The organism is Pseudomonas sp. CAN1 (assembly GCF_030462585.1).
GTDB lineage: Bacteria > Pseudomonadota > Gammaproteobacteria > Pseudomonadales > Pseudomonadaceae > Pseudomonas.
This window is the reverse complement of sequence record NZ_JASMRU010000032.1, coordinates 18,694-40,514: the sequence shown is the minus strand read 5'-3', so window position 1 is coordinate 40,514 and position 21,821 is coordinate 18,694. Positions and strand designations below refer to the sequence as shown.

The window sequence follows — 21,821 nt, the reverse complement described above, 5'->3', positions numbered from 1 at the left end:
ACTGCCGACCAGAAGGCGTCAGGCGGTCTGACGTTCGTTCCAGGCGTCGGCATGGATGATGTTGCCGTCCTTGTAGGTCCAGGTGATCTTCTCGTAGCGCAGCTCCACTTCCTCGAGGTGGTTGTGCTTCTCCTTGGCGGGGTCCTTGATGTCGTGCATCTTCGGCGCCACTTTCACGACCTTGACGTTCTCCAGCAGGGTGTTGAAGTACTCGACCTCCTGGCCGGCGTCATCGATGCGGTACCACTTGAACTCGGCGCTCTTGAGGGTCTGGCCGGAGCTCACCGCCTTGTAGAAGTACGGGCTGGAAGCGTCGATTTCCTTGGTGAACTTGAACGGCGTGTGGATGCGGGTACCGGTCAGCTTGCCGGTGTTGTTGTCGGTCGGGATGTACAGGCTGTGATCCTGGGCCACCACCTCGACACTGCCTTCGCGGCTCTGGACGTTGACCGAACCCTTGATGTCCGCACCGCCGTCATCTTTCAGCCACAGGTAAACGGGAATTGCCATGGGGAAGTTCCTTCTATTGGGATGAGAGCGTCGCCTGGTAACGAGGCGACTGGGGTTGTCCTTCCGGTGCCTGGGCCGGGACCACGCAGGCTCCCGTTTCCGGCACCAGACGGATATCGACCCGGCGGTTGGCCGCTCGGCCCGCCGGTGTGTCATTGCTGGCGATGGGTTGTGCGGCGCCATGGCCCTGTACCGCGAAGCAGCTGTCGGGCAGGTCGCCCATCTGCTGCATCCAGTCGCGAACGGCGGCTGCGCGTTCCCTCGACAGCACCAGGTTGCGGGCTTCGTCACCGGTGGAGTCGGTATGCCCGGCGATGACGATCAGCCAGCCCGGCTGGGCCTTGATCCCCACCAGTGCATTGACCAGAACCTTGGTCGAGCCTGGCTTGAGCTGCGCGCTGCCGCTGCCGAACAGCGAGAGGCTGTCCAGCCGGACGGGATCCGGGATATTCATCGTCGCCTGCACGACCGCAATGGGCGGACGGTAGGCAGCGATGGCCGCCAGTAGCGGAGGACGAATCCGCTCGGCGGCATACAGGCCAAGGCCGAGCGGCAAGGGTTCGCCTTCGCGGTAGTAGCGATCCAGCCGGGCAGCGTCGTTGCGCAGCACGACGATGGCCTGCTCCCGCTGCCGGTGCTCCGGCTGATCCGGCGTGTTCGGTTCTGCTATGGCCTGGTAACGCAGCAGGTCGTCGCTCAACTGGCGCACCAGCAGGACGTTCTGCCACGCGGAGCTGCACAGACCGACAGCAGCGGCGAGTACAAACAGCCAAAGCGCCCGCAAGGTTGCCCGGCGCAACGGTGTCACTCCGGGTTTGCGCGGCAGACGCGACAAAAGTGGATCAGGGAATGGCAACGAAGTCTGGCCGGTCTCTCGCACAGGCGACTGCAGCGCTGTGCGCTCATGCAGCCAGTCGGACCAGAGACTGGCTGTGCGCTGCGACGGGCCAGCGGCAGCCAGCATCTGTGCGCAAGCGATCGGGAAGCAAGGCGTCTCGCGCGTTTCACGGGAAGTGAGATGAGGTAGCACTGCGCTGGACACCCAGCGCGCCAGACTCTGCGCCTCGATATGGGCGCCCAGGCGTGCCGTGCGGGTGGCCTGGTCGACGGGAAGCGCCTGCCAGTGCGCGGCATCCACGCTGCCTGAGCCATCGTCGACCACCAGAGTTTCGGACTCGCAGCCCCTGACGAACCAGGAGCTTTCGCCTTGTGCCGACTGCAGATAGGAGCCCAGCATCACCGGCAACTCCAGCCCGCCTCGACGCAACCTCGCCACCTGCTGGCGGAAGGCCCGGAGGGTACCGGCAAGGATTGCCGAGTCCTGCTGGGTGGCAGGGGTGACCACGTGGAAGACAGCGATCTGCCCGCTCCAGTGCGGACGGTTCGCCAGCACCTGCTCGATGACCGCAGACAGTCGATCGACACTCGTCACCCGCAGGTAGCAGCCTTGTGCAGTGACGCGCAGGACCAGGCGATCTTCGGCGGCGTCGCCAAACAGCATCGGCAGCTCATCACCGCAGACCGCGACCACCGGCAATGCAAACTCTGCCGGCGGCAGGCTGCAGCCCTTGGCCAGGAGCAGCGAGCTCCGCGCCTTGTCACGCCGACCGGCAACTATCCAGCCCAGGCCGACGACGATCAGGATCGCCAGCACCAGCCATAGTCGCCCAGCCAAGGGCAGCGGCAAAATCGCGCACGCCAGGGCAAGGCCCAGTAGTCCGGCCCAAAGCCACAAGCCGCGCGTCCAGTTGAGCTGCAGCGACATGCTTACACCTGCCCGGGTAGCAGAGTGGCAACCGTGTCGCTGAGTACCCGGTGCAACACCAGCCACAGCCCCGCGAGCAGAACCGCCGCCACCGCCACATGCAACCATGGCGTGGACAACCAGCGCCGCAGGTTTCCGCCAGCTGCACGCACCAGCAGTGGAGCCCCGGCGTTCGCTCCGAACGGCTCGACATGCTCGTTCAATGCTGCCAGCAGGCGCTCCCGTTCAGGATCATTTTCCGTCTCGTACCGACCCAGGAACCCCAGCATCAGCGCGCGCTGGTAGCAGGTCAGCACACGGCGATCCGGGGCTGGCTCGGACAAGACTTCGCGCATGTCTTCATACAGCTGCTCACCAGCCTGGTGGCGATTGAAGAAATGCGCCTGCAAGGGCTTGGCCGCCCAGTAGTCACGGGTCGACGGCTCTGCCTTGCGCATCACCGTTTCATCCAGCAGCGCACATTGCGCGTAGCAGATCTGGTTGATCGTGCGCTGGCTCACCCCTGCTTCGATCAGCCTGTTGCGAGTTTCTTCCACCTGCGCCGCGCAATGATTCCAGAGTTCGGCACCACTCTTCGGCGCGGCGCCCTGGCGCAGCTCCACGACCAGCAGGTAGCTGTCCTGCAGCAGCGCGTCGATATCCACTTCCATGCTTTTTCCGGTCGCTTTCGTCATGAGCGCAGCACCGCGAACAGGTCTAGTTCGACTTCCCCGAGCGTCCCGGGCACATACAGGGCACAGCTGCCGGACTCCTGCATCGCGCGGGCCTTGGGATGGGCCAGGTCGAGGGCGAAGTACTGGTTGCCCAGGCGCATCGGAATGGCCGCCGGCACGTGACTGAGCGGCAGCAACGGAACGCCATCGAGAGCAACGTTGACCAGGTGGTCGACGTCATCCGGCGCGCCGACCTTGCACAGTTTCGGGAACTGGCTCTGGACCTGGGCGGCGGGTTGGCTGGAGCGCACCGACAGGTAGAAATCGACCCCACCGGCTTCGCGTAGACGGCCATCGTGCAACTTCGCCTGCCAGCGCTGGGCAGTGGGATGCTCCAGCTCCAGGGCAATGACGCGGGACGGCAGACTGGCCTCCAGCAACGAGGAGATCAGCCGGAACAGCGGCGGGAATACCTCCTCCAGCCGCTCGTGTCGGTAGCCGGGAATGGCGGCGATGTCGTGTTCCAGGGAGAAGGTCATCAGGCTGCCGGCCAGCTTGGACAGCTCCCGGTAGACCTGCTGTGGATGCTGCCCCGGATGCGCCAACAGGTCGGCCAGCACCGGCTGATAGGTGTTCAGCGCATTGAGCAGCCAGAACAGCGAGACGTCCGCCACCGCGAAGTCGGCCATGCGCTGGTTGCTCTCGCGGCGCATACCCATCAGGCGCGTGCGCTTGGCAGCCAACTGGGTCATCAGGTTGTCGAGCTGCGCCAGCAATGGCGGATGGGCGTCGAAACTGAGCAGCGGTGGAACGAACTGCGGGTCCAGCGCCCAGACACCTTGCGCATCACGCAGCACACGCGCCACCGGGCAGGTCAGGTATTCGGCGTTCTCGTCGCTGCCCAAACGCAGGGACAGGATGTGTTCCAGCGCGGCCATGGATTCGGACTCGTCGCCGTAGAGGTCCTGCACCTGCCGCCAGTCCTGGCGATAGCGGATCGGCTGGGCGGAATTGCCCTCGCTCATCTGGCAGTTGCCGCCATTGGCGTGCTCCAGGGGCAGCGCCAGCAGCAAGGTGGCGGCCATCTCCTGTTCAGGCAGACGGTCGAGGTCCAGCGCAGGCGGCAAGCGGTCGGCCATATCGCTGTCGATCAGCGTGCCATCCGCAAGCCGCACCCGCAGCCGGGCAGCCTTGAGCTTGCCCAGCCGCAGTGCGTCATGGTCGAACTGTGCAGCCTGCACCCCCCAGGGGTGGACCGCCGAGATGCGTGCTACGCATTCGTTGGTCCAGGCCTCCCAGCGTGCCTGTTGCTGGAATTGCTGCGGGGACAGCAATGCCCCCGCAGCCCATAAGGGGCGGTCGATCTTCATGAATGTCTTCCGTGACGACGCTTAGGCTTTCGCCTTGGGCATCTGCGAGACCAGGGACAGGTTGACGTCCATGCCTTCCACCTGGAAATGCGGGACGGCGTAGAGCTTCACGCGGAAGAAGCCCGGGTTGTCGTCGATGTCCTCGACCGTCACCTTGGCGTCACGCAGCGGGTGCGAAGCCTGCAGGTCGTCGCTGGGGTCGGTCATCTCGGTAACCAGACCGCGAATCCAGTTGTTCAGCTCCAGTTCGAGGACGCGGCGGTCCTTGGTGGTGCCGATGTTTTCCCGCTGGATCAGCTTCAGGTAGTGGGCAATACGCGAGAGCAGGAAGATGTAGGGCAGGCGCGCGTTGATGCGGCTGTTCGCCGTGGCGTCAGAGGTCTCGTAAAGTGCCGGCTTCTGCGCGCTGTTGGCGGAGAAGAAGCAGGCGTAGTCGCGGTTCTTGTAGTACGAGAGCGGGATGAAACCGAGGTTGGCGAACTCGAACTCGCGGGTTTCCGGGATCATCACTTCCGAAGGAATCTTCACCTGGTTGCCGGTGCCCAGGTCATACAGGTGGATCGGCAGGTCGGTGACCGCCCCACCCGCCTGGGGACCACGGATCTGCACGCACCAGCCATTGTTGATGAAGCTCTTCACCATGTTGGCGGCAAAGGCGAAGGTAGCGTTGGTCCACAGATACTTGTCGTGGTCCGGGCCCTTGACGCTCTCGACGTAGTTGAAGCTGCGCACCGGGATGGTATCCGGGCCATAAGGCAGGCGGCCCAGCACGCGGGGCATGGTCAGACCGATGTAGCGGGAGTCGTCGGAGTCGCGGAAGGACTTCCACTTGAGGTATTCGGCGCGATCGAAATAGTTGCCGATGTCCTTGATCGCAGCCACCTCCTCCATCGTTTCCTTGCCGAAGAAGGCCGGCCCCACCGAGCCAATGAACGGCATGTGGGCCGCGGCGGCGACTTTGGAGATGCTGCGCAGCAGGGCGATATCCTGCGGACCGCGATCGAACTCGTAGTTGGAAATCGCTGCGGCAATCGGTTCGCCACCGGGAGTGTCGTATTCCTGGGTGTAGGTGTGGACGTACAGGCCGCTCTGGGCGATTTCCGGTGCGTCTTCGAAGTCCTGCACCAGGTGGTCCTTGCTGATGTCCAGCAGTTCGATGCGCACGTTCTGGCGGAAATCGGTCTGGTCGATCAGCGACTTGACCCCGCGCCAGGTGGATTCCACGCGCTGGAAGTCCGGGTGGTGCATGATCGCGTCCAACTGCCGGCTGATCTGTTCGTCCAGCTGGGCGATGTGCTCGTCCAGCAGCGTCTTGTCGAGCCGCTCGACCTTCTGCGAGGAGCGCTTGAGCAGGTCGAGGAAGACGCTGACGGCGGCGGTGACACGCTCGTCGGCGGAGACATCCGATAGGGCATCGGTGCTCTGGTAGATCTCGATGTCGGTCAGCGACGACACCGGGCTCAGGTTGATCTTGCCGAACAGGGTGGCGTAGACCCCCTGCCCCTCATGGGTCAGAACGGTGCTGCTGGACGCTACTGCCATATTTCCTTCTGCGGACATGTCATCTCTCCTTAGTGCTGGGCTTCATCGTGCGGGGCAAGCGCGGCGAGTTCGGCGCGCAGTTCGCTGCTCAGGGCGTCATCCTTGAGGATTCGCTCCAGCTCACGACGGAAGGTGACGTTGTCCAGCAGGTTCGACTTGAGATCGCGCAGCAGATTGCGCATGGCCAGCAGGGCGCGGAGTTCGGGAAGCTGGCGGGCCACCTGCTCGGGCTCGAAGTCCTTCATGTGGCGGAAGGACAGTTCGACACTGGCATCGGAGCCATCGTCGGCGAGGGTATTGGGCACAGCGATTTTCAGACTGGGCTGAAAATCCGCCAGCACACTGTTGAAGTTGTTCTTGTTGATATCGACTTTGCTGCGCTCGGACAGCGGGCGAAGTTCACGACCATTGCTGTAATCGCCCAATACCATGAGCTTGAGCGGCAGTTCTACTTTCTTCTGCGCCCCGCCGGTATGCAGGTCGAGCTTTATATTGACGCGAGCCTTTGGAACCTCATTCTGGAAACTATCCGATGCCATGATTACCTGCCTTACAATCCCTTTGTTAATGCAAGCACGCAACGCCACCAGAGCCTCTAGAAAGCCGATGCGCGCGATGAATCTGAAATTCAAAACACTCCAGACGGCGAACTATCCTCTAGCCATTCGAGCCGCTCTATAAGAATTATCTGGAATATTGAGTAGGAAGCGTCTTATTGACGCGGCTCTGAATTACCACAAGCACGTAGCCGTTAAGGTTCCTGAGAGGAAACTCTCCATCAGAAAACTCCCAGCCATTGATATCTTTCTTTCAAAATGAACCGCCGTTCCCAATGGCAGGGGTCTTTTCGGCTGACTGCTCCGCAATCTCAATTCGGGCTAATTTTTAGCCTTGCCGGGCTTGTGAGTACCCTATGACAGCCCCTATCATGAGAAGCATTCTCAAATGATAAAATTTCCGCCATGCCTTCGGTCGACGCTCCCCTCCATGCCGCCGTCAGCGAGCTCTATCAGCACCATCACGGCTGGCTGCAGGGCTGGCTGCGTCGGCGCCTGGGCTGCCATGAACAGGCGGCGGACCTGGCCCAGGACACCTTCACCCGCCTGCTCGGCTCCCGCCGGGTGCTGGAAGCCCGCGAGCCGCGCGCCTACCTCACCACGGTGGCCAAGGGGCTGATGGTCAACTGGTTCCAGCGCCAGTCACTGGAGCGCGCCTACCTCGAAGCCCTGGCCAACCTGCCGGAGGAGCTGGCGCCCTCGCCTGAGCAGCGCTACCTCGTACTGGAAACCCTGCACGAGGTCGACGCCCTCCTCGCCCGCCTGCCTGACCCGGTGCGCCAGGCCTTTCTGCTGGCGCAGATCGAGGGGCTGAAATACGAAGCCATTGCCGAGCGCCTGGGCGTATCCCTGGGGTCGGTAAAGCGCTATATGCAGCAGGCCTTCCGCCATTGCCTGGAGCTGATGGAATGAGCGCGGCCGAGCCCATCGCCGCGCGCATCCTCGACGAGGCAGCGGAATGGCTGGTGCGCCTGCAACAGGACGCCAGTGAAGACAACCGTCGCGCCTGCGCCGACTGGCAACGCCAAAGCCCGCAGCACGCACGCGCCTGGGACAGGGCCGAACGCCTGCTGGGCCAGCTTGGCAGCCTGCCTCCGGCGCTGGCGATGCCGGCACTGGGCCGCGAGCGCGCGCTGGATCGTCGCCGCGCCCTCAAGCAGTTGGCTGTGCTGCTGGCCATTGCTCCGGTTGGCCTGGCCGCCTGGCGCGCGCAGCCCTGGCAGGACTGGAGCGCCGACCAGCACACCGGCGTCGGCGAGCAGCGCAAGTTGCCACTGCCCGACGGCAGCCTGCTGACGCTCAACACCGACAGCGCCGTGGACATCGCTTTCACTCCGGCGCAGCGGCTGGTGCATCTGCTGCGCGGGGAAATCTTCCTCGATGCGCGAGCGGACAGCCGGCCTTTCCTGGTCACGACTCGCGAAGGCCGAATGAATACCCGCGAGGCACGCTTCAACGTGCGCCGGGACGACGCCTCGACCAGCGTCTCCGTCCTTCACGGACGCGTAGAAGTCGCGCCGCTGCGGGGCTCCAGCCAATGGCTGGGCCCCGGGGAGTCGGTGCTGCTGTCGAGCAGGCGTATCAGCGCCGCCCCGCCATCCCTGAGCCCGGACGCCTGGACCCACGGCATGCTGATGGCCGATCGCATGCCCCTGCAGACGCTGCTGGGCGAGCTGAGCCGCTACCGCCACGGCGTGCTGCGCTGCGAACCGGCAGTGGCGCAACTGGCGGTTTCCGGGGCTTTCCCGCTGCTGGACAGCAACCTTGCGCTATCGATGCTGCAGTCCACCTACTCCCTGCGAATCCGCCGGGTGACGGACTTCTGGATCACTCTTTCGGCCGCCTGAAGACAAGCGCCTGGCGTTGATGCAAAATATTTTCAAAAAGAAGTGAGACTTTTTCTCACTTCAGCTGGCAACAGGGGAACATCTCCCGACACGAAGCCCGCAGAGGCCCGAAGGTACCCCGTCCATGTCCAGCAATCGACACGTCCAGCCCTCTTCGCTTTCCCTGGCGGTGCGTACCGCCCTTTTCTCACTGGCAGTTGCCGTCGCAGCGCCGGTGATGGCCGCGCCTGCCGCTGGCGAGGTGCGCAGCTACAGCATCGCTCCCGGCCCGCTGGGCCGCGCCCTGGCTTCTTTCGCCGCCGAGACCGGCGTGCACCTGTCCTTCGACCCGACGCTGACCGACGGCCTGCAGAGCCCAGGCCTGAGCGGCGATTACTCGACCCGCAGCGCCCTGGAACGCCTGCTGCAAGGCAGTGGCCTGGAGCTGGAGCAACGCGGCGACGGCACCTTCACCCTGATCCGCTCGCCCAGCCCCGACGCCCTGCAGATGCAGCCGTCGCTGATCACCGGCCAGGCGTCGGGCCCTGAAGACCTGCCCACCGAATACGCTGGCGGCCAGGTGGCCCGTGGCGGACGCCTCGGCCTGCTGGGCAACACCGACCTGATGGATGCGCCCTTCAGCATCACCAGTTACACCGAGAAGACTATCCAGGACCAGCAGGCGCGCAGCGTCGCCGATGTGCTGCGTAACGAGCCCTCGGCGCAGATCGGCAGCGCACGCACCAACCTCAATGAGGACTTCTCCCTGCGCGGTTTCCCGGTGGTCAGCGCCGACGTTGCGCTGAACGGCATGTACGGCCTGGCGCCGTTCTACCGGGTGCCGGTGGAAATGGCCGAGCGCGTGGAGGTGGTCAAGGGCCCGAGCACCATGCTCAACGGCATGCCGCCCAGCGGCAACGTCGGCGGCGCGGTGAACCTGGTGACCAAGCGCGCCGGCGACGAGCCGCTGACCCGCGTGACCATGGACTACCTGTCCGACTCGGTGTTCGGCACCCATGTCGACGTCGGCCGGCGCTTCGGCGAGAGCAACGAGTTCGGCGTGCGCTTCAACGGCGTGTACCGCAACGGCGACACCACTGTCGACAAGCAGGAGCTGGAAGACGGCCTCGGCTCCCTCGGTCTGGACTACGCCGGCGAACGCCTGCGCCTGTCCGCCGACTACATCTGGCAGCGCGAGGACCTGACCAACGTGGTCCGCCAGTTCTCGGTCGGCCCCGGTGTGACGAAGATTCCCCACGCCCCCGACAACGACCTGAACTACCCCGGCTACGGCGATTCCGAGATGGTCGATCGGACCCTGGTGTTCCGCGGCGAATACGACCTCACCGACTGGCTGACCGGTTACGCCGGCTATGGCGACCGCCGCAGCGAGATGGACGCCCTGGCCGGCAACCCGGTGCTGATGGGCAACGCTGGCGACTTCGTCTCCAGCCCGGCCTGGCAGGTCTACGACGTCGGCTCGCACTCCGCCGAAGCCGGCCTGCGCAGCACCTTCAACACCGGCCCGGTGGAGCACAAGCTGAACTTCGGGGCGACCCGTGTGGTGCAGAACGCGGACATCTTCTTCCTCTACACCGCCTTCCCGTCGCGGGCGTCGAACATCTACAACCCGGTCTACGAAGGCACGCCGAGCACCGCCGGCTACTCGAAGAACGTGCAGAAGTACACCAGCCAGACCCTCACCAGCTATGCACTCGCCGATACCCTGTCGATCCTCGACGGCCGCGTCGAGCTGACCCTCGGCGCGCGCAAGCAGCGCGTGGAATCGCAGAACTTCGAGATGAACGTCGGCAACCCGGCCGGCCCTGGCTACGACGAGGAAAAGACCACGCCCATGGGCGGCATCGTGGTCAAGCCGTGGGAGAACATCTCGCTGTACGCCAACTACATCGAGGGACTGAGCCCGGGCGAGACCGCCCCCATCGGCAGCAGCAACGCCGGCGAGATGCTCACGCCCTACGTCTCCAAGCAGAAGGAAGTCGGCATCAAGGGCGAGTGGGACGGCTTCGGCGCGACCCTGGCGGCGTTCGAGATCAAGCGCCCGAGCAGCGTCAACGATAACGGCCGCTTCACCCGTGGCGGTGAGCAACGCAACCGCGGCCTGGAGCTGAGCCTGTTCGGCGAGGTGGCCGAGGGGGTACGCCTGCTCGGCGGTGCGTCTTACACCCAGGCCAAGCTGACCAAGACCCAGGGCGGTCAGTACGACGGCAACGATGGCATCGGCGTGCCGCGCAAGCAGCTGAACCTCGGTGGCGAGTACGACATTGCCCAGGTGCCCGGCCTGACCGTCACCGCCCGCACCATCTACACCGACGAGCAGTACGTGGACCAGGCCAACAGCCTGAGCATCCCCGACTGGTGGCGCCTGGACCTGGGCGCGCGCTACCGCTTCGACACCCTCGGCAAGCCGGTGGTGCTGCGCGCCAACCTGGATAACGTGTTCGACAAGGACTACTGGGGCACCTCCACCGCCGGGTACCTGTACCTGGGCGAGGGACGCACCCTGCAGTTGTCCGCGAGCGTGGACTTCTAACGAAGAAAGAGCCTGACGATGACCGCCAAAGCCCTCCGCACCTGGTACCTGGTGCACAAGTGGACCAGCCTGATCTCCACGGTATTCCTGCTGATGCTGTGCCTCACGGGCCTGCCGCTGATCTTCCACGAAGAGATCGAGCACTACTTCGAGCCGCACCCGGAGCTCAAGCCGCTCACCGAACAGTCGCCGAAGATCGACTACGACGACGTGGTGGCTCGCGCCCTGGCCAAGCGGCCCAGCGAGGTAGTGCGCTTCGTGTTCTGGGAACAGGACGATCCGCTGGGCGCGGTCCTCACCGCTCCGACCCTGGTGCCGCCGCCGGAGAATGGCCACATCCAGCCCTTCGACGCGCGCACCGGGGAGTTCTTCGACCCGCTGCCACCGCCGGGCGGCTTCATGTACATCATGCTCAAGCTGCACACCGACCTGTTCATGGGCCTGCCCGGTTACCTGTTCCTTGGTTTCATGGGCCTGCTGCTGGTGGCCTCGTTGGTGTCCGGTGTGGTGGTCTACACGCCGTTCATGCGCAAGCTGGACTTCGCCACCGTGCGCTCGCAACGCAGCTCACGGCTGAAGTGGCTGGACCTGCACAACGTGCTGGGCATCGTCACCCTCGCCTGGGTGCTGGTGGTGGGCGTCACCGGGGTGATCAACACCCTGGCGCTGCCCATCCTCATGCTCTGGCAAGGCGGCCAGTTGGCCGAGATGACCGCGCCCTACAAGGACTTGCCGCCGCTGGAACAGCTCGGCTCGCTGCACAAGGCCATCGAAACCGCTCGCCAGGCGGCGCCGGACATGAAGCCCAGCTTCGTCGGCTTCCCCGGCACGCAGTTCAGCAGCCAGCACCACTACGCCGTATTCATGCGCGGCAACACCCCGCTCACCGAACGCCTGCTCAAGCCTGCGCTGGTGGACGCAGAAACCGGCGAGCTGACCGACATGCGCGAAATGCCGCTGTACGTGAAGACCCTGCTGCTGTCGCAGCCGCTGCACTTCGGCGATTACGGCGGCATGCCGCTGAAGATCGTCTGGGCACTGCTGGACATCGTCAGCATCGTCATTCTCGCCAGCGGCCTGTACCTGTGGCTCGGCCGGCGCCGCACGCCCATCGAGAAGAGACTGGCGGAACTGGATTCCGGCGGCCTGGCGACGGAGGTCAAGGCATGAGACGCGGACTCTGGATGATCTTCCGCTGGCCCGTCGCACTGGCCGTGCTGAGCACCTTCGGGCTGCTCTCGGCGTTGCTAGGCGATGGGGTTTTCGACGTGCTGTCGTGGATTTCCCTTGGTGTTCCGCTGCTGCTGATCGTCTTTGTATGGATGAGAATGCCCCGTCGTCCCAAGGAGCCACGCTGAAATGACCGCCATGCCGCCCCAGGCGCCCACCCTCAACCTGCGCCCGCTGATGTTCGAGACCTTCGTCTGCACGGTGGCGGTGATGTCCTTCGTCGCGCTGATCGGACCGGTGGCGCGCACCCTGSGCCTGGCGCCCTGGCAGGCGGGCATGACAGTCACCGTCGGCGGCATCGCCTGGATGCTCATGGCGCGGGTCTGGGGCATCGCCAGCGACCGCCTCGGCCGCCGCCGCGTGCTGCTCAGCGGCCTGGCCGGCTTCGCGGTGACCTACGCCCTGCTCTGCGCCTTCATGGCGCTGGCACTGAATACCTCGATGTCACCGCTGCCGGCCTTCATCGGCATCGTCGCGCTGCGCGGGCTGGCGGGCGGCTTCTATGCCGCCGTACCGGCCTGCTCGGCGGCGCTGGTGGCGGATCACGTAAGCGCGGACAAGCGCGCCTCGGCCATGGCCGGGTTGGGTGCCGCCAGCGCCGTGGGCATGGTCGTCGGCCCGAGTTTTGCCGGCCTGCTGGCCATGCTCGGCCTGGCGCTGCCGCTGCTGCTTACCTGCCTGCTGCCGCTGCTGGCGTTCGCCGTCCTGTGGCACTGGTTGCCCGACAGCCAGCGGGTCAGCGAACGCAAGGGCCCGGCGCTGGCGATCAGCGACAGGCGCCTGCGCCGCTCGCTGACCCTGGGCTTCATCGCCATGGTCTGCGTGACCGTGGCGCAGATGACCGTCGGCTTCTTCGCCCTTGACCGCCTGCAACTGCCGCCGGCCGATGCTGCCCGCGTCGCCGGCATCGCGCTGACCTCGGTGGGCGTGGCGCTGATCTGCGCGCAGATGCTGGTGCGCAAGCTGAACTGGGCGCCGCTGCGGCTGATCGGTGTCGGCGGCCTCGTCTCGGCACTGGGATTCGGTTCGGTTTGCATCGCGGTAGCGCCGTGGATGCTCTACGCCTCCTGCTTCGTCGCTGCCGCCGGCATGGGCTGGGTCTTCCCCGCCGTCTCGGCGCTCAACGCCAACGCCGTGGAAGCTGACGAGCAAGGCGCCGCTGCCGGCAGCCTGGTCGCCGTGCATGGCCTGGGCATGATCAGCGGCCCGCTGCTGGGCACCCTGCTGCACCAGGTGGACAGCCGCGCGCCCTATGTGCTGGTCGCCGCGCTGCTGCTGTTCGGCGTCGTCTGGACCGTGCTGCCGCGCAAGGGCGCAACTGCATGACTATCCCCGACGTCGTACTGCTGGCCCTTCTCGCTGTTGCATTGCTGGGCTGGTGGCTGCGGCGTCGGCCCCTGGCAATGGTCGCCGCCCTGCTCGCCCTGGTCACGGCGCTGTACGACGTATGGGACGACCGCTGGCAGGCGGGTGCCGGCGCCGTGGTCGCCCTGCTGCTGGTGCTGGCCTTGCTAGTGCGGCGCCAGCGTCCGGCGCGGGTGCCGCTCTGGTCGGGGCTGGTTTTCAGCCTGCTGACCAGTGTGGCAGTCGCGGCGCTGTATTTTTTCCCGGTTTCTCCACTGCCCAAGCCCGGTGGCCCTTATCAGGTCGGCGTGCGCGACTTCGAACTGGTCGACGCCAGCCGTACCGGCGTGCTCGGCGCGCCTGCCGGCAAAGCGCGACGTTTGCTGGTGCGCGTCTGGTACCCGGCCTTGCCGGCGGCGGGCAGCGAACCACGCGATTACTTCAGCGCCGCTGAATCACGCAGCACCGCACGCGGCTTCGGCGAGCTGTTCCATTTCCCGCCCTTGCTCTCGTACTTGCGTCATCTACGGACCAACTCCTTCGAGAGCGCACCGCTGCGTGCCGACCTGGGCCGCCTTCCCGTGGTGTTCTACAGCCATGGCTATGGCTCTTTCGCCGGCATGAACGGGCGGATCATGGAGGAACTGGCGAGCAACGGTTATGCGGTCTATTCCCTGCAGCACACCGGTGACGCCTCGCCCACGCTGTTCCCCAACGGTGAAGTAGCGCCTACCGACCCGGCACTCTACGACCATTTGCGCTACGCCTTCGAGCAAGGATTCTCGCCGCTGCTGCTGCAAGGCTATGGCGAGGATGACCTGGGCCGCCGCCTCGACGGGCAACTGCGCTTCGCCACCGAGACCACGCCGCCAGCCGACCGCGCCATCCACCTCAGCGCGCCGGTCTGGCTGGCCGACCGCCTGTTCGTCCACGACCGCCTGCAGGCCGGCGCCGTGCCGCCGAATGTGGCCGACCTGGTGGCCGCCAGCGACTTCACCCGCACCGGCGAGATGGGTATGTCCTTCGGCGGCTCCACCAGCGGCGCCGTCTGCCTGGTGGACAAGCGCTGCGCGGCGGCGGTGAATCTGGACGGCGGCGACTTCGACTTCCTGCCCTTCGACAGGGATCTGCCGGTGCCCATGCTGATGCTGCATTCGGACCTGTCGCTGTTCTACCGCATGCTCGGCCTGACGCCGCCGTCCCGGCCGCGCAGCTTCAACGACTTCTCCTACGAGAGCCTGCAACACGCCGGGCAGAACCCACGCATCCACCGTCTGGTGCTGCGCGACGCCCTGCATGCGGGCCTCACCGACAATGCGCTGTACATGCGCCGTCCACTGCGCGATAAGCTCATTGGCAGCGCACCCACCGATGTACTGATCGAGGCCCCGGCGACGCTGGTCCTGGGCTTCTTCGACCACTACCTGCGCGGCCGCGACAACGGATTCCCACAGGCGCAGATCGCACCGTGGTCAGACTGGCTGACGCCCTACAGCAATCTCCCGGTCAGCCAGTGGTGGAACGCTCTACCAGAAGCCGAGCGTGCCCAGTGGGAAGAGCGTATCCGCTCGATGCATGCCCAGCGGCAGGCGTTGGGCCGGTAACGCGAACTTCGGTGCCAGGTGGTTCGCGAGCAAGCTCGCTCCTACAGCTCAGCCCACCCACAGCGCTGCTTTTCGTAGGAGCGAGCTTGCTCGCGAACAGTCCGTAGGGCGCATAACGCGCCAGCGTTATCCGTCAGCGTGGCAATCGGCGGATTCCCCGTCCGCCCTGCGCACGGGGTTTGATGCTCTTGCAGGAGCGGAGCTTCTCCGCGAATCGCCGACAGGCGATGGTCGAGGAGTAACCCTGCCACTGCTACGTCCGCCGCGATGGAATTCGCGGACAAGGTCCGCTCCTACAGGGAGTTCCCAGGCCGACAAGGCAGCGTGCGGGACAGCATGGGTATCGCAAGCTCCACCCATCCTACGACGGTGAACGTCTGCCACCACCGCGGAGTGCGGTTCGCGAGCAAGCTCGCTCCTACAGAAAGCCGTTCAGCCCAGGATCAGCCGACCAGGCCTACAACCGAGAGCAGTTGTACGCACACCGGCCAGGATGCATCAACTCAGGCATGCCAGCAGCGATACCAGCCGTCCTGCTCGGTCACCTTCAGCGGCGCCTGGTAAAGCGCCGACAGGTGTTCGCTGGTGAGAATCTGCGCCTTGGGCCCATCCGCCACCACCTTGCCGTTGGCGATCAGCACCACCCGTTCGATCTCCGGGATGATCTCGTCCAGGTGGTGGGTGGTGATGATCATCGCGTGTTCCGGCCCGCAGAAGCGCCGCAGCAGGGTGAGCATCTGCAGGCTGGCGCCCATGTCCAGGCCATTGGCCGGTTCGTCGAGGATCAGCGCGCGCGGTTCGTGGATCAGCGCCCGAGCCAGCAGCAGGCGGCGCTTCTGGCCAGTGGAGAGGCGCTGGAACATGCGCTCGGCGTAGCCGTCCATCTCCACCTGGGCGAGCATTTCGCGGGCCTTGGCGGCCTGCTCCGGCGTCGGCTGCAGGTGGCCATGGCTACCGATGGCGCCGAAGAAGCCGGAAATCACCACGTCCAGCGCCTGGGTGAAGGGCGTGTAGTCTTCCTGCAGGTCCTGGGAGACGAAGCCGATGCGGCTGCGCAGGTCCCACAGGGTGACGTTCTGCAGACCGAACAGGTTCAGCGAGCTGTCCGGCCGATCCACCGGGTAGAGTTCGCGGCTGATCAGCTTGAGCAGCGTGCTCTTGCCGGCGCCATTGGGGCCGAGGATGGCGACCTTCTCGCCTTCGCCGATGTGCAGGGAGAAGCCATCCAGCACACGGGTCTGCTGCTGGTAGGCGGTGACATTGTTGAAATCGATCATGACTGCTCGCGTGGGAACGTTCGTGTGGAATGAGGGCAGCCGCTGACAGTAGGCGCCTTGCGCGCCATCCTCAAGCCTTCATTGATTCGCAGCTACGCTTTCCCAACGTCCTACGCGCGAGTACGCCAGCATGAGCGAACCGGAACCGCCCTCCCTCGACGACGATATCTGCGTCCATATCTTCTCCGTCTCGGCCACCATGGTCGGTGTGTGTCTGACGGTGATCGGCATCATCCGGGTGATCCTCACCCTGCGCCGCGAGGACCTGATCATCGACGACCTGGTGGCGCTGAACATGTTCTGCTACCTGACCTCGGCGTTCTGCGCCTACTGGAACCTGCGTACCCATCGCACGCTGCGCAACCAGCGGATGATGCGCATCGCCGATAACGTGTTTCTCGTTGCCCTGGTGTTCACCGCCGCCAACGCGGGCTTCATCACCTGGGCCATGACCTCGACGCCGACTACCTGACCGGCAAAAAAACGGGCCACCAGAGGTGACCCGGAAACCGAGGAGTGTCGTTCGGCCTTACGCTCAGACAGCCGATTCCATCAGTTCACAGAAAGCTTGCAGGTGGTGGTCGTCATCGCCGAACTGGCGAGCGACCATCCACAGGTGCTTGGCGTGGTGCGAGAGCTGGTACTCCCAGGTCAGCCCGATGCCGCCGTGCAATTGCACGCTGTCATCGGCTATCAGGCGTGCAGCACGGCTTACGATGACCTTGGCCGCCGCCAGGGCGCGGCTGCGCTCGGCGCTGTCAGGCTCATCGGCGACACAGGCGGCGAGCAGCGCGATGGCACTGGCCTGGTCCAGTGCGATGCGCATGTCCACCATGCGGTGCTGCAGGGCCTGGAAGCTGCCGATCGCGGTGCCGAACTGCTTGCGTGTCTTGAGGTAGTCGAGGGTATAGGCGCAGGCCGCTTCCATACTGCCGACCGCTTCGGCACACTGCGCCGCCAGCGCCCTGCCCTGCTGGTAGGCCAGCGCCCCGTGGGCCTCACCCTCTGCACCGAGCAATGCCGCGCGGGCGACGAACACCTTGTCCAGGACGATCTCGCAGGCCTTGCGGCCATCCATGGTGGGGAAGGCACGGCGCGAAATGCCGGGTGCCTCGGGGTCGACCAGGAACAGGCTGATGCCCTGTTCGTCGAGTGCCTCGCCGCAGGTGCGCGCCGAGACCAGCAGCAGGCCGGCACTGTGCCCGCCGACCACCACGCTCTTGCGGCCGCTCAGTTGCCAGCCGCCGGAAACCGCCTCGGCGCGGGTACGCACATCGAGCAGCTGGTAGTGGCTTTGCGGCTCCTCCAGGGCTGCCGCCAATTGCAGGCTGGCGTCGGCCACCCGCGGCAGCAGGTCCTGGCGCTGGCGCTCGCTGCCCAGCTGGGCCAGCAGTCCGCCAGCGAACACCACCGAATGCAGGAACGGCTCCAGGCACAGGCCACGCCCCAGTTCGGTAGCGACCAGGGCCACATCGACACCACCACCGCCAAGGCCACCCAGGGCCTCCTCGAACGGCACTGCCAGCAGCCCCAGCTCGCCGAGCTGGCGCCAGAAGTCAGCGCTATAGCCCAGTTCGCTGTCGCGGCTGTGCTCGCGGGCCTCGAAGCCGTAATGGTCCCGCACCAAACGGGCCACGGTGTCCTGCAGCATCTGCTGCTCTTCGCTCAACTTGAAGTCCATGCCGGGCCTCCAGGAATTCAGGGGTCAGAGTTCAAGGATCATCTTGGCGATGATGTTCTTCTGGATTTCATTGGTGCCGCCGTAGATGGACGCCTTGCGTGTGTCCAGATAGCGGGTGAAGGCACTGGCACCATCCTCGTGCAGTGGCGTCGCCTCGGCGTAACCCAGTTCGTCTTCCAGATGCGGCACCGCGTAGCTGCCCAGGGCCTTGCTGATCTGCCAGGTCAGCGCCTGGCGCAGCTCGGTCCCCTTGATCTTCAGGATCGAGCTTTCCGCACCCGGCACGCCGCCGTCACGCACCGTCGCCAGCAGCCGCAGGTTGCTCATCTCGTTGGCCATCAGCTGGATCTCCAGCTCCGCCACCTGGGAGCGGAACAGCGGGTCTTCCAGCAGCGGCCTGCCGTTGCGTTGCTCACGGGCAGCGATGATCTTCAGCCGCCTGAGCAGCGCCTTGCTCTCGCCAGTGCGGGCGATGCCGGTGCGCTCGTAGGTCAGCAGGTACTTGGCGCAGGTCCAGCCTTCGTTCTCCCGCCCCAGCAGGTTCGCCACTGGCACTCGCACGTTGTCGAGGAACACCTCGTTGACCTCGTGCTCGCCGTCCAGGGTGATGATCGGCCGCACGGTAATGCCCGGCGAGTTCATGTCGATCAGCAGGAAGCTGATACCGCGCTGGGCCTGGGCTTGCGGATCGGTGCGCACCAGGCAGAACATCCAGTCGGCGTGCTGGGCCAGGGTGGTCCAGGTCTTCTGGCCATTCACCACGTAGTGCTCGCCGTCACGCACGGCGCGGGTCTTCAGCGACGCCAGGTCGGAACCGGCGCCCGGCTCGGAATAGCCCTGGCACCACCAGTCCTGGCAATCGAGGATGCGCGGCAGGTAGTGCGCCTTCTGCTGCTCGCTGCCGAACTTCATGATCACCGGCGCGACCATGTTCAGGCCGAACGGCAACGCGCGCGGCGCCCCGGCGGCGAAGCATTCTTCCTCGAAGATCTGCTTCTGCACCGAGTTCCAGCCAGTACCGCCATGCTCCACCGGCCAGCCGGGAGCCAGCCAGCCGCGGGCACTGAGTTTGCGCATCCAGAACACCTGGTCCTGCTTGTTCAGCCGCTTGCCTTCACGGATGCGCGCGGCCAGTGCCTCGGGCAACTCGGCGCGCAGGAAGGCACGCACTTCCTCGCGGAACGCCTGTTCCTCGGGGGTGAATCGAATATCCATCGGGTCTCCTCGGCAGGTGCCTGGCACCGCCCGGTCGGGAGTTGCGTGATTGGTTCCGCCTCGCCCCGGCTGCCGGGGCGAGCGCCGGGGTCACTGGTCGAAGACGATCACCGAGCGCGCCAGCTCACCGCGGCGCAGCTCGTCGAAGGCCTGGTTGATCTGCTCCAGCGGCACCCGCTGGGCGATCATCTCGTCCAGCTTGAGGCGCCCGGCGAGGTAGAAGTCCACCAGGCGCGGCAGGTCCACCGGGAAGCGGTTGGAACCCATCATCGAGCCCTGGATGCGCTTCTCGTCGAGGAAGTCCAGGCCGTGCAGTTCAAGCTTCACGCCGGGCTTGATGACACCGATGACGGTAGCGGTGCCGCCGCGACGCAGCATGCCGAAGGCCTGCTCGGCAGTCTGCTTGAGGCCGATACACTCGAAGGCGTGGTGCACGCCGCCGCGGGTCAGTTCGTGTACCTGCTTGGCGACCTCAGCAGAAGACGCGTTGATCACGTCGGTGGCGCCGAACTGGCGGGCCAGTTCCAGCTTCGAATCCAGCATGTCGATGGCGATGATCCGCGACGCGCCAGCCAGCTGCGCACCATTGATCGCCGCCAGACCGATGCCGCCGCAACCGATCACCGCGACCGTCTCACCGGGACGCACCTTGGCAGTATTGAACACCGCGCCGGTGCCGGTGGTGACGGCGCAGCCGAGCAAGGCGGCGCGGTCCAGCGGCATGTCCTTGCGGATCGCCACCAGCGCATGTTCATGCACCAGCATCTGCTCGGCGAAGGACGCCAGGTTGGCGGTCTGTGCCACCGGTTTCTGGATGATGCTCAGGCGCGGTTCTTCATCGCGGCTGCGGCGCGTCTCGGGGGATACGCAGAGCGACAGGTGGCCGGTCAGGCAATGCTCGCAATGCCCGCAGTAGACGCTGACGCAGGTCACCACGTGGTCGCCGGGCTTCACCGTGCGCACGTCGGCACCGACCGCCTCGACGATGCCGGCGGCCTCGTGGCCGAGAATCGACGGGCCGCGCGCCGGCAGCATGCCGTCGAGGATGTGCAGGTCCGAGTGGCAGACGCCGACCGCGACGGTGCGCACCAGCACCTCGCGCGGGCCGGGCTTGCTGATCTGCACGTTCTCGATGGTCAGCGGCGCGCCCGGCGCGTGGAATACGGCAGCTTTCATGGTGTACCTCTAGACGAAGGAAGATGGGGCGGGAGCGCACTCCCGCCGGGAAACTCAGCGTTTGATCAGCGAGGCGACCAGCTGGCGCGCCTGCTCGACATGGGGCGCGCGGCTCAGGTCTGGCGAGCCGCCTTCACGCAGCACGGCGCGGGCATGGCTCAGCGCGCGGAAGCCATCGATGCCGTGGTAGGCACCCATGCCGCTGTTACCCACTCCACCGAACGGCAGGCACTCGGCGCCGCCGTGGCGCACCACATCATTGATGGTCACACCGCCGGAGCAGGTGCGGCTGAGTAGGTACTGCTCTTCCTGGGCGTCGTCGCCGAACCAGTACAGGCCCAGCGGGCGCGGCCGGGCATTGATGAAGGCGACGGCGTCGGCGATCTCGCGGTACGGCTTGATCGGCAGCAGCGGGCCGAAGATTTCGTCCTGCATCACCTTCAGGCTGTCCTGCGGATCGATCAGCAGGGTCAGCGGAAGCTTGTGGTGCGGCTGCTCGCTGAAGTCCTCGCTGGCCGGGTTCAGCTCGACGATCTCGGTGCCGACCGCGCGCGCCTCGTCCAGGTAACCCTGCAGGCGCTGGTAGTGGCGAGCGTTGACCACCGAGGTGTAATCGGGGTTGTCCTTGAGCGTCGGGTACAGGCGGGCGAACACCGCGCGAGCGATTTCGACGAATTCACCAACGCGCTCTTCGGGCACCAGCAGGTAGTCCGGTGCCAGGCACACCTGCCCGGCGTTCATCGCCTTGCCACCGAGAATGCGGATGGCAGCGGTCTTCAGGTCGGCGCTGCGCGACAGGATGCAGGGCGACTTGCCGCCCAGCTCTAGGGTCACCGGCACCAGGTTTTCGGCGGCGGCGCGCATCACCTGTTTGCCGACGCTGCTGGCACCGGTGAACATCAGGTGGTCGAACGGCTGCCCGCAGAAAGCCTGGCCCACGTCGGCGCCACCGGTGATGACGGCGACTTCGTCTTCGGAGAAGGCTGAACGGATCATCTTCGCCATCAGTTCGGAAGTCTGCGGAGTGAATTCGGAAGGCTTGATCATCACCCGGTTGCCCGCAGCCAGGGCGCCGGCCAGGCAGGCGAAGGCCACTGCAAACGGGCCATTCCAGGGAGTGACGATGCCGATCACGCCCAGCGGCTGGTACTGCACCCAGGCATCCTCACGCTCGGAGCCGCGTTTTTCCGGCTGCATCCAGCCGGCCAGCTGGGCCTTGGTCTGCTTGAGCACCATCAGCGGGCCAAGCACGTCGACCAGGCGGGAGAAGTCCGGGCTGCGGTGGCCGAAGTCGGCGGACATCGCGTCGATGATGGCTTGCTGGTTGTCCACCAGCAGGCCGATGACCCGGTCGATCCACTCGATACGCCTTTGCGCGCTGGGCAGCCCCTCCGCCAGGAAGGCGGCACGCTGACGGTCGAGAATCTGGCGAATGCTGTGTTCCACGCTGTTCATCCGAACGGCTCCTGCTTGTTGTTATGCCCCGTGCGGAGCGTGGGCGTCACGAATCCGCAGGC

At 65.5% G+C, this 21,821-nt stretch carries 19 protein-coding genes; 8 read left to right on the top strand and 11 right to left on the bottom strand.

What is annotated here, in order from left to right; translation table 11 throughout:
- Nucleotides 1-18 precede the first annotated feature (18 nt).
- From QO207_RS26565 to tssB, 6 genes are read right to left on the bottom strand one after another with little or no spacing between them, the layout of a single operon-like run.
- Complete coding sequence (locus QO207_RS26565) at nt 19-510, bottom strand: Hcp family type VI secretion system effector (protein WP_301535245.1); 492 nt, start codon at nt 508-510, stop codon at nt 19-21.
- A gap of 13 nt (nt 511-523) precedes the next feature.
- Nucleotides 524-2,275, bottom strand: coding sequence for an OmpA family protein (locus tag QO207_RS26560; protein WP_301535244.1), 1,752 nt, complete (start codon nt 2,273-2,275; stop codon nt 524-526).
- A 2-nt stretch (nt 2,276-2,277) separates the two neighbouring features.
- The gene (gene tssL / locus QO207_RS26555; protein ID WP_301535243.1) at nt 2,278-2,925 is read right to left on the bottom strand and encodes a type VI secretion system protein TssL, short form; all 648 of its coding nucleotides are present in this window, start codon (nt 2,923-2,925) and stop codon (nt 2,278-2,280) included.
- Nucleotides 2,926-2,945: 20 nt separating this feature from the next.
- Nucleotides 2,946-4,298: a type VI secretion system baseplate subunit TssK gene (gene tssK, locus QO207_RS26550; RefSeq protein WP_301535242.1), complete on the bottom strand. Its 1,353-nt coding sequence runs from the start codon at nt 4,296-4,298 to the stop codon at nt 2,946-2,948.
- Nucleotides 4,299-4,319: 21 nt separating this feature from the next.
- Nucleotides 4,320-5,858 carry a type VI secretion system contractile sheath large subunit gene (tssC, locus tag QO207_RS26545; RefSeq protein WP_301535241.1) on the bottom strand — a complete coding sequence of 513 codons (1,539 nt, stop codon included), beginning with the start codon at nt 5,856-5,858 and terminating at the stop codon, nt 4,320-4,322.
- A gap of 11 nt (nt 5,859-5,869) precedes the next feature.
- Entirely contained in the window at nt 5,870-6,379 is a 510-nt protein-coding gene (gene tssB / locus QO207_RS26540; protein ID WP_301535259.1) for a type VI secretion system contractile sheath small subunit, read from the bottom strand.
- A gap of 423 nt (nt 6,380-6,802) precedes the next feature.
- On the opposite strand from tssB, the gene QO207_RS26535 reads away from it, so the two are divergent.
- The 7 genes from QO207_RS26535 to QO207_RS26505 all read left to right on the top strand — a co-directional run bounded on the left by QO207_RS26535 (nt 6,803) and on the right by QO207_RS26505 (nt 14,955).
- Complete coding sequence (locus QO207_RS26535) at nt 6,803-7,309, top strand: sigma-70 family RNA polymerase sigma factor (RefSeq protein WP_301535240.1); 507 nt, start codon at nt 6,803-6,805, stop codon at nt 7,307-7,309.
- Nucleotides 7,306-8,244, top strand: coding sequence for a FecR domain-containing protein (locus QO207_RS26530; RefSeq protein WP_301535239.1), 939 nt, complete (start codon nt 7,306-7,308; stop codon nt 8,242-8,244). Before QO207_RS26535 ends, QO207_RS26530 begins: the two co-directional genes overlap by 4 nt.
- 124 nt (nt 8,245-8,368) lie before the next feature.
- A complete protein-coding gene (locus QO207_RS26525; protein WP_301535238.1) occupies nt 8,369-10,777 on the top strand; it encodes a TonB-dependent receptor in 2,409 nt (802 codons plus the stop codon).
- Nucleotides 10,778-10,795: 18 nt separating this feature from the next.
- Nucleotides 10,796-11,947: a PepSY domain-containing protein gene (locus QO207_RS26520; protein ID WP_301535237.1), complete on the top strand. Its 1,152-nt coding sequence runs from the start codon at nt 10,796-10,798 to the stop codon at nt 11,945-11,947.
- Nucleotides 11,944-12,135, top strand: a complete 192-nt coding sequence (locus tag QO207_RS26515) for a hypothetical protein (protein WP_081518216.1) — start codon at nt 11,944-11,946, stop codon at nt 12,133-12,135. Before QO207_RS26520 ends, QO207_RS26515 begins: the two co-directional genes overlap by 4 nt.
- A 1-nt stretch (nt 12,136) precedes the next feature.
- Nucleotides 12,137-13,333 carry an MFS transporter gene (locus QO207_RS26510; protein ID WP_301535236.1) on the top strand — a complete coding sequence of 399 codons (1,197 nt, stop codon included), beginning with the start codon at nt 12,137-12,139 and terminating at the stop codon, nt 13,331-13,333.
- A complete protein-coding gene (locus tag QO207_RS26505; RefSeq protein WP_301535235.1) occupies nt 13,330-14,955 on the top strand; it encodes a hypothetical protein in 1,626 nt (541 codons plus the stop codon). Before QO207_RS26510 ends, QO207_RS26505 begins: the two co-directional genes overlap by 4 nt.
- A gap of 503 nt (nt 14,956-15,458) precedes the next feature.
- Here QO207_RS26505 and QO207_RS26500 read toward each other — a convergent pair.
- The gene (locus QO207_RS26500; protein ID WP_301535234.1) at nt 15,459-16,232 is read right to left on the bottom strand and encodes an ABC transporter ATP-binding protein; all 774 of its coding nucleotides are present in this window, start codon (nt 16,230-16,232) and stop codon (nt 15,459-15,461) included.
- A 130-nt stretch (nt 16,233-16,362) separates the two neighbouring features.
- Here QO207_RS26500 and QO207_RS26495 point away from each other — a divergent pair, with 130 nt between their 5' ends.
- The gene (locus QO207_RS26495; RefSeq protein WP_301535233.1) at nt 16,363-16,704 is read left to right on the top strand and encodes a hypothetical protein; all 342 of its coding nucleotides are present in this window, start codon (nt 16,363-16,365) and stop codon (nt 16,702-16,704) included.
- A 63-nt stretch (nt 16,705-16,767) separates the two neighbouring features.
- On the opposite strand, the gene QO207_RS26490 is transcribed toward QO207_RS26495, so the two are convergent.
- The 4 genes from QO207_RS26490 to QO207_RS26475 all read right to left on the bottom strand — a co-directional run bounded on the left by QO207_RS26490 (nt 16,768) and on the right by QO207_RS26475 (nt 21,759).
- Nucleotides 16,768-17,913: an acyl-CoA dehydrogenase family protein gene (locus tag QO207_RS26490; protein ID WP_301535232.1), complete on the bottom strand. Its 1,146-nt coding sequence runs from the start codon at nt 17,911-17,913 to the stop codon at nt 16,768-16,770.
- Between the two features lie 24 nt (nt 17,914-17,937).
- The gene (locus QO207_RS26485; RefSeq protein WP_301535231.1) at nt 17,938-19,128 is read right to left on the bottom strand and encodes an acyl-CoA dehydrogenase family protein; all 1,191 of its coding nucleotides are present in this window, start codon (nt 19,126-19,128) and stop codon (nt 17,938-17,940) included.
- Nucleotides 19,129-19,218: 90 nt separating this feature from the next.
- The gene (locus tag QO207_RS26480; RefSeq protein WP_301535230.1) at nt 19,219-20,304 is read right to left on the bottom strand and encodes a Zn-dependent alcohol dehydrogenase; all 1,086 of its coding nucleotides are present in this window, start codon (nt 20,302-20,304) and stop codon (nt 19,219-19,221) included.
- 54 nt (nt 20,305-20,358) lie between these two features.
- On the bottom strand, nt 20,359-21,759 hold the full coding sequence (locus QO207_RS26475) for a coniferyl aldehyde dehydrogenase (protein WP_301535229.1): 1,401 nt from the start codon (nt 21,757-21,759) through the stop codon (nt 20,359-20,361).
- Between the last annotated feature and the right edge of the window lie 62 nt (nt 21,760-21,821).